The following is a 13549-nucleotide window of genomic DNA, read 5'->3' as shown; positions in this document are numbered from 1 at the left end:
TTTTGTTCCCCCTTAATACACATCACGTTGGTATCTCTTTTCCTGTTTTAATTTATTGATATACTCTTTTGCAGCTTCTTCGCTAAGGCTTCCTTGCTCGCTAATAATCGAGATTAAGGTTTCGTGTACATCCTTTGCCATTCGTTTTTCATCCCCACACACATATAGATGTGCACCTGTTTCAATCCATTCGAATAATTCTTTTGCTTTTTCTTGCATGCGATGCTGTACATATACCTTTTTCTCACTATCTCTTGAGAAGGCTACATCCATTTTGGTTAGGTAACCTTGTTTTAACCAATTTTGCCAATCTACTTGATACAAGAAGTCTGTGCGGAAATGCTGATCACCAAAGAAAAGCCATGTTTTTCCTTTCAGTTCAAGTTCCTCTCGTTCCTCGATGTAGCCTCTAAACGGTGCTACACCAGTACCTGGTCCAATCATAATCACAGGAGTTTTTTCATCCATTGGAAATTTGAAATTTGGGTTTTTGTGAACATAGACATTCAGTTGATCACCTGGTTTAATTCTGTCAGCGATTTCCCCTGTACATACGCCACATCGATCACGACCATGTGTATGATATCTTACAGTTGCCAAAGTTAAATGCACTTCATCAGGGTTTGCTTGATAACTACTAGCGATTGAGTATTGCCTTGCTGGTATTTTTCTTAAAAAGTGCATAATCGATGTTGGATCCAGTTGCTTTGGTGGATAGTCAATAATTAAGTCTAATAAATCTCGACCATCGATATAAGCTTTTACCTGCTCAGGATCTGTTACTAATTGTTGAAGTTTTTCATGATGAAAATAAGTGCTAGCTTTTTCTAATAAGCCTTTTGTAAGTCTTGTAATCTCAAAAATGGAGGTTAGAGCCTCCTGAACGGAGCGAATTTCCCCTTGTTTATTAATGGGAATTGTCTGTTCTGGATTCCATTTAAGCTCTTCAATAATAGCTTGAACCAGAGCAGGGTCATTCTTTGGATAAATCGCTAAACAATCTCCCGGTTCATAATTGAGGTTAGAGCCTTCCAATGAAATTTCAATGTGTCTTGTTTCTTTGTTTGACCCTTTACCACTAAGGACGATGTTATCTAATACTTCAGCAGAATAAGGATTGCTCTTCGAGTAAATCGGCTGCTCCGCAGGGGTTGGCTGCGTATCGACGGTTTCTGCGTTGTTTCCGGCATCTTTTTTCAGAATGCCGATTACTTCTGATATCCATTCGTCAGCAAGTTCTTCGTAATCGACGTCACAGTCAACACGTGGATGAATTCTAGTTGCACCCAATTCTTCTAGCCGTTTATCAAAATCTTTACCAGTCTGACAGAAATGCTCATAGGACTCATCACCAAGTGACAAAACGGAGAAATTAACATTCTCCAGTTTAGGAGCTTTGCGGCTGTGTAAAAATTCATGGAATTGAATCGCGTTGTCAGGTGGATCTCCTTCGCCATGAGTAGCCGTAATAATGAGTAAATCTTCTGCTTCTTTTAGTTTCTTCGGTTTAAAGTCATCCATGGCAGAAACTGTTACGTCTCTTTGCATATCCTTTAGCTGTTTGGCTAATTGCTCTGCTAGTTCTTGACTGTTACCCGTTTCCGATCCGTATAAAATGGTGACGGTTCGGGTTTTAACCTGTGTAGGCGCTGGTTGTTCAACCGATGTAACACTTTGTGATGATTGAGACTGAGAAGCGGCCAAATATCCAGCTAGCCAATTTTTTTGTGCGTCTGTCAGTGTTGGCAAAATTTGATTCAATATTTCCGTCTGTTTTTCATCAAACGGACTGTTTACTACTTGTAATGTCAACATTTTCACCTCTTTTAATTAATCCGATAGATTTACTTGAGTTTGGCTATAAAAAATAATCACTTCGTTGATTGTGGAGTAGCATGTAGTCCACATTCAGTTTTTTGAAAGTTTGCCCACCGTCCTGAACGTTCATCATCCGCATCTGTAACTTGTGTAGTACATGGTATACAACCAATGCTAGGGTAATTTTGGTCATGCAGCTTGTTATAAGGTAATTGATGTTGCTCAATATAGGCCCACACATCATCCCAGGACCAATAAATTAGTGGACAAATCTTAATGGACTGAAAACGGTCATCCTTGTTAATAAAGTTGGTATTGGCTCTTGTTGGAGATTGTGACCTTCTTAATCCTGAAATCCAGGCGGTTGCTCCACTCAGTGCGTCTTCCAATGGTTTAACTTTTCTAATGTAACAACATTGATCAGGGTTCCTGCTCCACAACGCTGATCCATATTGTTCTCGTTGTTCATCAACAGTGAGGGAAGGCTTCTGCATAACGATATCTAATGACGGATAACGTTCTTTAACCTCTTCAATCAGGTCATATGTTTCTTGGAAATGTAAACCAGTATCTAAAAATACTAATCTAGCATCTGGTTGGACTGTTGCAATCATGTCAATTAATACCATACTCTCTGCTCCAAAACTACAGGCATAGACTAAAGAATTGCCATACGTTTGATAAGCCCATTCGAGGATCTTTAGAGCTCCTTTGGTAGGATCTTGTTGGTCGGGAGTCTCATTGTTCAACGGGCTGTCATAAAAATTTTCATAAGTCAGCATGTGTTGCTTCCTCCTCATTAAAAAACCTTCTTATCGTTTGATAAGAAGGTAAGCAATGTGTAATCATTCCTTCTTATCTTTCGGGTTCAGTTTATGCTGTCCCGCAGGATTTGGCACAGTGTTATCTTTCTAACCTGTTGCCGAGGTTTCTTAGGGCCTGCCCCTCCACCTCTCTGGATAAGAATTCCATTTATTGTCCGTTTAATAACATAGTATACATTATTAATGTAAAAGTCAATGATTCTATTGTAAAAATTGTAAAAAATAATACCAAGTAACTAGGAATTACTTGGTATAGGTACTTTTACTGATTTAAAATATCCTCGACCTTAGCAATCGTCTCTTGGGAGAGTTTAACACCAGAAGCTTTGGCGTTCTCTTCAATTTGTTCTGGTTTACTTGCACCGATAAGTGCACTAGATACGTTGTCTTGACGCAGGATCCAAGCAATCGCTAATTGTGCTAATGACAAGTTTTCGTTCGTTGCAATTGCTTTTAATGCTTCTACCCGTTCTAGATTCTTCTCGGTTAATACACGAGATAAATCTAAGTTTTTTTGAGCGGCGCGACTATCTTCAGGAATTGCTTCTCCTTTTTTATATTTTCCTGTTAATACACCTTGGGCAAGAGGGGAGAAGACAACCTGGCCGATGCCGTGCTTATCGCTTACAGGGATGACTTCTTTCTCGATATAGCGATGAAGCATACTGTAATTTGGCTGGTTGACAACAATGCGATCTAACAACTTTTTGTCAGCAAGGTGAACGGCTTCTGTCATTTGCTCGGCTGTCCATTCACTGACACCGATGTATAATACTTTTCCTTGACGTACAAGGTCATCCAATGCGCGTAACGTTTCTTCTAGTGGTGTATCAGCGTGATAACGGTGGCAATAATAAACATCGACGTAATCAAGTCCTAACCGCTGCAAGCTGGCATCACATTGCTCCATAATATGCTTACGGGAAAGACCTTGATCATTGGGGCCATCGCCCATTTTGCCAAATACTTTTGTGGCAAGGACATAGGAACTGCGTGGATATTTTCTTAAAGCTTTTCCTACAATTTTCTCTGCTTCCCCACGCATGTAGACATTGGCTGTATCAAAAAAGTTAATCCCGAGGTCGTATGCTTTATCGATGGAAGCCTCAGCATTCCTTTCCTCGACATACCCACCATATGTAAGCCAGCTGCCTAAACTAATTTCGCTTACTTTCAGACCGGTTTTTCCTAACTGACGATATTGCATGAACTATAACCTCCTGTTATTAAGCGTTTACAATATTATAAAGGAATGAGAGAAGAGAAGCGAATAATCTGTTTGAAATGAAATTATCTGTGTCACCCTGATAAGTTTTGCTAATGATCAGAGGCGGTAAACTTTCGGTGGTCATACGGTACAGTTATTTTATCATTTCTACCAAAGTAATCACTTATCTACTTAACATTAAGATTTTCGCAAAATTTTCTCCATTGCTTTTCCTTTTGCTAATTCATCGATCAGCTTATCCAAATAGCGAATTTCCTGCATCGTTGGTTCTTCGATGTCTTCTACTCGGACACCACAAACCACACCTTTGATCATTGCCCGCGAAGGGTTCAATTGGGGAGCTTCCGCAAAAAAGGTCTCAAAGTCTGTCTGTTTTTCCAGTTGTTCTTCTAACTCTTCCTGGCTATATCCTGTCAACCAACGGATGATTTCATCGACTTCTGTTTTCGTTCGTCCTTTTTTCTCTGCCTTTTTAACATAATGGGGATAGACACTTGCGAAGCTCATTGTATAGATTTTATGTTTGGTCATAATACACATCCTCTTTTTTATGGTTTTCTTTATTTTATCATGAAAAATAATCGGACAAAACCTAACACAGTGACTAACTAAGCTATTAATTGTTCCGCTGTATTAAATGCTTGGACATCGTAAATAAACCGCATGCATTCAATCAATTTTTATGCATGCGGTCATTATTCTAATTCTGAATATATTTATCAAATATGTCTCCAAAGTCTTTTCTTGTGTTTTCATTATAGGTTGAATTAAACCAATCAAATGCGAATTTAGTTGCTTTTTCAAATTCACTAGAAACATTGCCATCATGGAATCGATTATCTGTAAACAAGGACTGTGAAGTTTGCAAGCTATCTTTGGAAAATTCTTTTATTCTGTCATTTTCCTCTTGGATTTGTGAAATAGTTACTAACGATTTATACAAGTCCGCAATCGCTTCGCCTTCTTTTTTGTCAATATCAACAGAAATCGGCTGGCCTCCAAGTGAAAATTTGATCTCAAGGTCTAAGTCGATCGTACCAGCAGTTTCAACGGAAACATTTTTAATAGGGTAAAGATAATAGTCATACCGAAAAATATTGCGCTTACTACTAGTCGCTTTTTCACCATCAAGATGAATTAAGGCACGATTGGTGAAACAGTATTCATCTGACTTTGACTTGATCAAAAAGTGAATCCGCTCGTTTTCTTCGTGTAATACATAATCATCAGACTCGGTCTTGTCAAAGTCCTCTGGGGCGATGATTTTTCCTATGTCACTTAAACCTAATGCATCACTAGCAATTTTTTTAAACATGGAAATCTACCTCCTAATATGTTTACTTCTCTTATTATATCTCATGAACAACGAAACTAGCACTTTATTTGTCATCTTAGCACGTCTAGTCGTTTTTTCTTACACGCCATAACAATCCAGCTAATAATGCAGCGAAATAAGATACTAATGCAATCATTGTGTAAAGATACATAATTGGTCGATCTTGAACATAACCGACAACCGGTATATTTAAGATCAACAATAAAGGAAATCCAAATAATAGTGCCGTTCCACTACCCATTACAAGATTATCGGTCGTATTGGATTGGAATTTCGGGTCAACCGCTTTGACTAATGCCATGCCGGTTGAAATCGTACCAGTCTGCATCCCGTAAAAACCTAAGATGTTTGGTAAAGCATCAGCTGGAAATACTTTTGGAATGATCCATACAAAGAAAAGAATCGTCACCAGACCGCCAGCGGTTGTGACTAGTAATACCGGAACAAAGTAATCTTGTAAAGTATATATCGAAATGGCGGTAATAGCAGCTGCGATCATATAATCGAATGAGAATCCAGCGATCCGCTGTAACAAATAATTATTCGGTGTATGTTCAAGTTTAATGCCCTTACCCTTGAGTTTATTTAATATCATTCGAAATAGTACGGCATACAAGCTGCCGATAATAAAATGAAAACCAATCAAGAGCTGCCCTAATGTTTCACCAAAAGTGCCAATTGGTTGAAGTAAGTCGTTAAGTCCATAAATAGTAAGATACGTGATAAAATAAATCGTACCTATTAAAGCGATCTGGAACGTCAGTTTATCGATAGCATCTCCTAATGGAATTTCATCTGGCTCGATTTTCTCTATTAATTTAGTATTTTCCTTCACTGACATCTCCTTAGATTGGAAGGAAAATCTTTTGGCTAATAGATTCATCATGATAATTCCGATTACAGTAGCCCAGATGAAACCAATCCCGGCTATTGTCAGTCCGAGATTACCTCCGCCTGTAACCCCTAATTCTTCCCATTGGGTCCCGATTGAATATGCCTGGCCAGGACCTTGTCCAAAGCCAAGGGGCAATAAGAGACCGATACCTGGAAAAAAGTCCGGGAAAAATAGATGGACTAAAAATAAAAAGATGCCAAAACCAACAATACCTTGAATCACATAGCCGGAAACAATTAAGATCCCAGCATTCATAATGGCAGGGCTGTTTGCTATGTTCCGTTCTTTAAGTGAGATCGCAATAAATCCTATCGCCATGAAGTGATAGACTAGGTTACCCAACATATCTTGATTAAAAGGAATAATTCCTAAAAATTCTGTTCCTAGCAGTAATCCGAGAAAACCAGCAATCATAGAAGTAGGAATAATAACCTTGCTGAGATATGGAATTCGCGTTTTAAGTACGGTGGCTATAGCTAAAATTACCGATAAAAAAATAAAATCCATTACAAAATTCCAAGTACCGATCATGAGGATTGCTCCTTTATAGCGAGTTTTGCTTTTAAGTGTTGAATCAATTGTATCCACATATAAGCAGATGCTCTTGGATTGGAGAAAGTGATTCGGAAAAGTGTGTCATTGACAAAGAAATCTAGTTTATGGTGGAAAAGAATGTTTATCCCTTCCATATCTTCAAAAGAGAAGGACTTTGAACTGCCATCAGCCGAGTGAATATGGATTTGTTTGTAATCTAATCGAATCGTTCCTTTCATTACTCTTTTGAGAGGTTTTTGATTAATAGATTGATAGAATTCGACCTGCTCCTGCATTTCAGAAAGGGTATCTGTTGTCAGAGATAATTGATCAAGGTGCTGTTGTTGCCACTGTTTCCATTCAAAAGGTGTAGCAAAATAAAGGGCATCCTCACAATGGAAATATCCTTGTTCCGTCAATAGAACTTGGTAGTTGCAGTTATCACACTGAAATGTGTCATGATCAGAACGCATATTGCCGATTGTGTGACATGACGGACAAGTAAAAAGTAACCTTTCTAAATAATGAGCGATATGTTTGCTGTGATAGCTATAGCCTTTTTTCTTTTGCCAGTCCATTTCATCGTGATATAACGACTTGGTTAGCTGTTCATGGATAGTGGAAACAGATAAGTCTGCTATATCTTCGCCGTCCCAGATTTTGTTGAAAGTGAGTTCAATCATGCCTTTTCTGTCACCATCACCCCATCTTGGATGTGTTAAATAACCGCCTTTTATTTGTACGGCTACAACAGGGATTTTCAGTAGCTTTACTAATTTAGCAGTGGAATAAATGATTGGCTCTGTTACACCATCCCAGTTGCGACCTCCTTCAGGAAACAAGCCGATGACGCGGTTGTGTTGCTTAGCTTTTAAGACATTGCGTATAGTGCTCGTATCATTTTTGAATTTTGTTTTAGGAATTGCACCGGTATAATTTAATATTTTTTTCAGTAAAGGATTGCGAAATAATGGTTCACCTGCGACAAAAGCGATAGGTTCATCGACAAATAGGTTGATATATAATGGATCCCAATTGTTCACATGATTGCTGACAATTAAATATGGAGGTTTTAAATCTTTTGTATCATTCTTTGTAACATGGAATGTAGTAATTCTATGTAAATGGAGTCGAATAGCTGATAATAATAGATGTTTCACCCATTTGTTAGGCTTTTTCTCTATGCTCATTTTACTACCTCTCTCTGTTCTTTCATTAGTGACACATTATTATTATACTATTATTCGAAGTGTAAAGTGAATATACGATTGAAGGAATATCAAGATGGAGGGAACGTTTTTTAAAATGAAAGAAAGTATAAAATCAGCACAATGACTGCTCGAAAAAGTTAGCTGAAGGGCAAACCTCGTGGAAAGCGAAGTGGGTAGCCGGAGTGGTGGTAAGCTGTTCAAGTATTTCATAATGGGTGCTAGAGAAATGGTAAATCTGTAGCTGTTATTCCTAAGGACTGAGAGGTTTGCTTAGTTTTCCTTAAAAAATATACACTTGTTCCGTTTGGACAAGTGTATACTTCACATCAGTTATTATATTCCTAATTAGAATGATTTAGATAACACCTTGTGCGACCATTGCATCGGCAACTTTAATGAAACCGGCAATATTGGCCCCGACAACAAGGTTACCAGGCTGACCATATTCTTCTGCAGCTTCTATACTGTTTTTATAAATGTTAGCCATGATTTCCTGCAGCTTTTCATCGACTTCTTCAAATTTCCAGGAAAGACGTGCACTATTTTGTGCCATTTCTAATGCAGATACGGCAACTCCACCAGCATTTGCAGCTTTTGCAGGGCCGAATAGTACATTATTTTCTAAGAATACATCGATTGCTTTTAGTGTTGAAGGCATATTCGCACCTTCACCAACAGCTTTTACACCGTTAGCTAGAAGTGTTTTTGCAGCTTCTTCATTTAATTCGTTTTGTGTTGCACATGGAAGAGCGATGTCACAAGGGATGTTCCAAATGCCTTCAAAGCCAGCAGTATACTCTGCTTCAGGGTGCTCGTTGACATATTCTTTAATACGCTTTCTTTCTACTTCTTTTAGGCGTTTTACTGTTGCTAAATTAATACCATTTTTGTCATATATATAACCACTGGAATCACTACATGCAACTACCTTAGCACCAAGTTCATTTGCTTTTTCAATAGCATATGTAGAAACATTACCGGAACCAGAAACAACGACTGTTTTACCTTCGAAGCTGTTGCCTTTGTCTTTTAACATTTCTTGTACGAAGTAAACTGTTCCATAACCGGTCGCTTCCGTACGTGCTAGGCTTCCACCGAAATTAAGGCCTTTACCAGTTAGTACCCCAGCTTCATAACCACCACGCATTTTTTTGTATTGACCGAATAAGTAACCAACTTCACGTGCGCCTACACCGATATCCCCAGCAGGAACATCAACATCTGGACCGATATGTTTAGAAAGTTCACTCATGAAGCTTTGGCAGAATCGCATAATTTCGCCATCGGATTTACCTTTCGGATCGAAGTCAGATCCACCTTTACCTCCACCGATAGGTTGTCCGGTTAAAGAGTTTTTAAAAATCTGCTCAAACCCTAAGAATTTAATAATACTAGCGTTTACAGATGGGTGGAAACGAAGTCCGCCTTTGTATGGACCAATGGCACTATTGAATTGTACACGAAAACCGCGGTTAACTTGTACTTTTCCTTCATCATCAACCCATGGTACACGGAAGGATATAATTCTTTCGGGTTCAACGATTCTTTCCAGAATATTGTGCTCCATATATACAGGTTGTTTTTCGAATACCGGAACTAAGGAATCAAATATTTCCTTTACTGCTTGATGGAATTCATTTTCGTTTGGGTTACGTTTTTTGACCGTTTCGAATACGTCATCCACGTAATGTTGAGCAACTTGGTTTGCATTTGTCATATCTTATTTGTTCTCTCCTTACTTTTTTATTTTTATCAAGATGCCAATCGTCCGCAAGCCCCCCATATCTAGATCTCGGTCGTAGGGGGTCACACGGACGGTAGCACCCTGATAAGTTTCGCTGCCCATCAGTGGAAAGCCACTGATGGAAGTCTTACTTTATATAGTAAGCATAAGCGTGACACCATTTTTTGTTCTACCTGTTTTATTTTGTCTAATTATTTTGAAAATAACTCGTTAATAAAGAGTGTATTATATCAATTTGGGCTAAACAATGCTCAGGTGAGATACAATTGATATCAATTTGAGATAGGTTGTGTTGGTGTCGTTAATTTCTTGTCGGAAGGAACAAAATACAGAATGACCATACCGATAACAAATAAAACGATAAGACTCAAAATACCTGCGTTTGAACGGCCAGTAATTTGTGCAGTGAAACCTAAAAGTAGCGGTCCGGTAATCGAAGCAAACTTACCAAAAATATTATAGAAACCAAAGAATTCATTGGCGTTATTTTTAGGAATCAGTTTAGCGAAGTAGGAACGACTTAATGCCTGAATTCCCCCTTGTGAAGAAGCGACAAGCATGGCAAGAATCCAGAAGTCAATTGCTGTTTCGAGAAAATAACCATAAATACAAACAATAATATAAACAACAATACCAACATTTAACATCGATTTGGCTGAGAATCGATTTGCTAATTTACCATATATAATAGAAAAAGGAGCGGCGACTACTTGTGTGACTAATAAAACTACTAGTAGTACAGTTGAGCTAAGACCAACATCTGTTCCATAGGCTGTAGACATGGAAATAATCGTGCCTACTCCGTCGATGTAGAAAAAATAAGCAATTAAAAAAATAGTTAAGTATTTATATTCATTTACATGTTTAACTGTTTGAATTAATCTTTTAAAGCTTTGGCGAATTGGTTGAGAATCACGCTCTACGAAATGTATCTGTTTCACATTTCTAATCATAGGAATGGCAAAAGCTGCCCACCATATACAAGTGATGAGAAACGCTATTTTACTGGCGGTAGTGCTACTAATAGGTAGTATACCCTGTTGAGCTAGTAGTATAATGGCAATACTGATGACAAAAGGAATAGCACTACCAATATAACCAAGTCCAAAGCCGCGGGCAGATACTTGATTCATGCGGTTATCATCGGTGACATCCACAAGGAAACCGTCATAAAACACATTAGCTCCGGTAGAACCGAGTGATGCTAAAGTAAAGACAATCAGTAGAAGTAACCATTGGCCTTCTGGTACGAAAATAAGTGCGAAGGTCGAAAAAATACCCAGCCCCATAAAGCTTAAAAAGAATTTCTTTTTCAATCCTTTGTAATCCGCTATTGTTCCTAGAATTGGTCCAAGCATAGCCAAAATAAATGTAAACACAGAAATGGTGTAACCTAGATATGCAGTAGAATCTGCTCCAGAAATACCTGCATCGGTTGCTTGTGCTTTGTAATAAATAGGAAAAATAGCCGTGGTAATGATAACGGAAAATGCGGAGCTTCCCCAATCGTAAAACATCCAACTATTCTCTTGCTTTGTAAACTTTTTCATAACCTCACCCATCCTTTTCCTTTGTAACGGACGCTAATTTGCTGATGACTAACCATCAGTGGGGTTTTAGTCCGCTGATGGAGGTCTCACTTTATTTTACTAGATTCTACAAAGAAAGACACATAAATACTGGTCAAAATTTACAGAAGTTTAATATTGATGAAAACGGGAACATTAAGAACAACAAAATATTAAAAACGAAAGGATGATGATCATGTATAAAACGATTCAAGCGTTTTTTAAGACGGAAGATGATGCGGAAACCGTACGAGCCGAGCTCAATAAGTTGAAAACGAATGATATTATAGTTGACCAATTACAAGATCAAGATCAAACTATATTACTAGCTCCGATAACATTCTCAGGTAATTATTCTACAGGTATGGGTTCAGGTGGTGGTATTGTTCCTGGATTCATAGTGAGAGACGAAGTTGGTGATGATGCTCCTAGAGAACATACGGTTGAATGTGAAGTGTCAGAAGATGATTACCCCGAAGCATTAAAAATAATTATGGAAAATGATGGACACGTGGATAAAAACACATTTGAAGGATAAGATAAACAAAGAGACTAACTATTGACTCGATATAGTTAGTCTCTCTTTCTATTTAGTATGAAACTAATATTTTCGTTGACAATCTTGTATATACAAGTTATCATGAAAACGTAATCACTTGTATATACAAGAATAACTTTTCATCGAGGAGGAAGAATAGTGAGCAAGTTTACAGATCCTGCAAAAGAATTGTTGGATAAAATCGGTGGTAGTGAGAATATCTCTGTTGTTACACATTGTGCGACGAGAATGCGTTTTGTTTTAAATGATCCAAGCAAAGCAGATGTGGATGCAATAGAAGATATTGATATAGTCAAAGGAACTTTTACACAGGCAGGTCAATTTCAAGTTATTGTTGGAAATGAAGTGGCTTCTTTTTATAATGAGTTTACCAAAATAGCGGGAGTAGGAGATACTTCCAAAGAAGATGCCAAAGAAGCAGCCAAGCAAAATATGAATATTATCCAACGTTTAGTAGCGCATTTTGCTGATATCTTTACACCTATTATCCCTGCATTAGTTGTTGGTGGTCTTATTTTAGGTTTTCGTAATGTTATTGGGGATATTGAAATGGTTAACAACGGTACACAGACGTTGGCAGAATCTTCTCAGTTTTGGACTGGTTTATATGACTTCTTATGGTTGATTGGCGAAGCGATATTCCACTTCTTACCGGTCGCCATCACTTGGTCTATTTCAAGAAAAATGGGTACAACCCAAGTATTAGGTATTGTTTTAGGTATTACGCTAGTTTCTCCGCAGCTGTTAAATGCTTATGGAGTCGCTGGTGCCGAAGAGATTCCGGTATGGGACTTCGGTTTTGCACAGATTGATATGATTGGTTATCAAGCACAAGTTATTCCGGCGATTTTAGCTGGCTTCGTATTAGCGTATTTAGAGATTTGGTTGCGTAAAGTAATTCCGCAAGTAGTTTCAATGATTTTTGTACCATTCTTTGCATTAATTCCGGCTGTTCTAGTAGCTCATGTTGTATTAGGACCAATCGGTTGGGAAATTGGTTCATGGATCTCCAATATTGTATATAACGGTTTAACTTCAGCATTTGGCTGGTTGTTTGCTGCCGTATTTGGTTTTGCCTATGCACCATTAGTAATCACAGGTTTACATCATATGACGAATGCGATTGATTTACAGTTGATGAGTGAATTTGATGGAACGAACCTTTGGCCAATGATTGCATTATCAAATATCGCACAAGGTTCAGCGGTTGTTGCCATGATCTACTTGAACCGTAAAGATAAGAAGGAACAACAAGTCTCTGTTCCCGCGGCCATTTCCTGTTATTTAGGTGTCACCGAACCAGCATTATTTGGTATTAACTTACGTTACCTCTTCCCATTTATTGCAGGTATGACGGGTTCAGCGATTGCAGCAGTAGTATCAGTTGGGTCTGGCGTTATGGCGAATTCCATCGGTGTAGGTGGTATACCTGGAATTTTATCGATTCAAGTGCCACACATGCTCATGTTTACCGTAGCCATGCTGATAGCGATTGTTGTTCCATTTATCCTAACCGTTATTCTGGCAAGAACAAAAATGGGTAAAGACGCTTACGATCGTCTAGGAAAAACAAGATCATAATAAAAGAGGAGGAAACTCCTCTTTTTAGTGGTTAAGTGTAAAAAGAGTGAACATAATCCATAAACTGCGCAGTAACGTGAGTAAGGATATGCTCTCTTCCGTTCTTCCTTGGAGAATGTTGAAAACCGCTTCGGCAGAATACTGCGCTTTCCGTGGGCACGGCCTCAGCTAACTTGGTAAAGAAAAACACTTTACCAAGTGGATCTTCGGCTCGCGCTGTTCCCACAGGAGTCTCCGTATTCTGCCTACGC

At 38.4% G+C, this 13549-nt stretch carries 11 protein-coding genes and 1 riboswitch; of the genes, 2 read left to right on the top strand and 9 right to left on the bottom strand.

The features are described from left to right. Positions 1–12: 12 nt before the first annotated feature. The 9 genes from D569_RS0107570 to D569_RS0107530 all read right to left on the bottom strand — a co-directional run bounded on the left by D569_RS0107570 (position 13) and on the right by D569_RS0107530 (position 11140). Positions 13–1812: an assimilatory sulfite reductase (NADPH) flavoprotein subunit gene (locus D569_RS0107570; protein WP_026287254.1), complete on the bottom strand. Its 1800-nt coding sequence runs from the start codon at positions 1810–1812 to the stop codon at positions 13–15. A gap of 59 nt (positions 1813–1871) precedes the next feature. After that, positions 1872–2600 (bottom strand): phosphoadenylyl-sulfate reductase, encoded by a 729-nt coding sequence (locus tag D569_RS0107565; protein WP_018931810.1) that lies wholly within the window; start codon positions 2598–2600, stop codon positions 1872–1874. 70 nt (positions 2601–2670) lie between these two features. Then, a riboswitch (SAM riboswitch) is annotated at positions 2671–2784 on the bottom strand. Between the two features lie 120 nt (positions 2785–2904). Further along, positions 2905–3849, bottom strand: coding sequence for an aldo/keto reductase family protein (locus tag D569_RS0107560; RefSeq protein ID WP_018931809.1), 945 nt, complete (start codon positions 3847–3849; stop codon positions 2905–2907). 198 nt (positions 3850–4047) lie between these two features. After that, the gene (locus tag D569_RS0107555) at positions 4048–4401 is read right to left on the bottom strand and encodes a DUF2200 domain-containing protein (protein WP_018931808.1); all 354 of its coding nucleotides are present in this window, start codon (positions 4399–4401) and stop codon (positions 4048–4050) included. A gap of 169 nt (positions 4402–4570) precedes the next feature. Then, the gene (locus D569_RS0107550; RefSeq protein ID WP_018931807.1) at positions 4571–5185 is read right to left on the bottom strand and encodes a PH domain-containing protein; all 615 of its coding nucleotides are present in this window, start codon (positions 5183–5185) and stop codon (positions 4571–4573) included. A gap of 85 nt (positions 5186–5270) precedes the next feature. Beyond that, a complete protein-coding gene (locus D569_RS0107545; protein WP_018931806.1) occupies positions 5271–6632 on the bottom strand; it encodes a sodium/glutamate symporter family protein in 1362 nt (453 codons plus the stop codon). Next, on the bottom strand, positions 6629–7825 hold the full coding sequence (locus D569_RS23610; RefSeq protein ID WP_018931805.1) for a lysophospholipid acyltransferase family protein: 1197 nt from the start codon (positions 7823–7825) through the stop codon (positions 6629–6631). Before D569_RS23610 ends, D569_RS0107545 begins: the two co-directional genes overlap by 4 nt. Positions 7826–8201: 376 nt before the next feature. Continuing rightward, entirely contained in the window at positions 8202–9563 is a 1362-nt protein-coding gene (gene gdhA, locus D569_RS0107535) for an NADP-specific glutamate dehydrogenase (protein ID WP_018931804.1), read from the bottom strand. Between the two features lie 299 nt (positions 9564–9862). Continuing rightward, positions 9863–11140 carry an MFS transporter gene (locus D569_RS0107530; protein WP_018931803.1) on the bottom strand — a complete coding sequence of 426 codons (1278 nt, stop codon included), beginning with the start codon at positions 11138–11140 and terminating at the stop codon, positions 9863–9865. Between the two features lie 214 nt (positions 11141–11354). On the opposite strand from D569_RS0107530, the gene D569_RS22670 reads away from it, so the two are divergent. Both D569_RS22670 and treP read left to right on the top strand, forming a co-directional pair. Then, positions 11355–11696, top strand: a complete 342-nt coding sequence (locus D569_RS22670) for a hypothetical protein (protein WP_018931801.1) — start codon at positions 11355–11357, stop codon at positions 11694–11696. Between the two features lie 159 nt (positions 11697–11855). Next, positions 11856–13298 carry a PTS system trehalose-specific EIIBC component gene (gene treP, locus D569_RS0107515; RefSeq protein ID WP_018931800.1) on the top strand — a complete coding sequence of 481 codons (1443 nt, stop codon included), beginning with the start codon at positions 11856–11858 and terminating at the stop codon, positions 13296–13298. Positions 13299–13549 lie beyond the last annotated feature (251 nt).

The organism is Gracilibacillus lacisalsi DSM 19029 (assembly GCF_000377765.1).
In the GTDB taxonomy this organism is placed as follows: Bacteria; Bacillota; Bacilli; order Bacillales; family Amphibacillaceae; genus Gracilibacillus; species Gracilibacillus lacisalsi.
The sequence above is the reverse complement of the archived record's forward strand: the minus strand, read 5'-3'. Positions and strand labels throughout refer to the sequence as shown.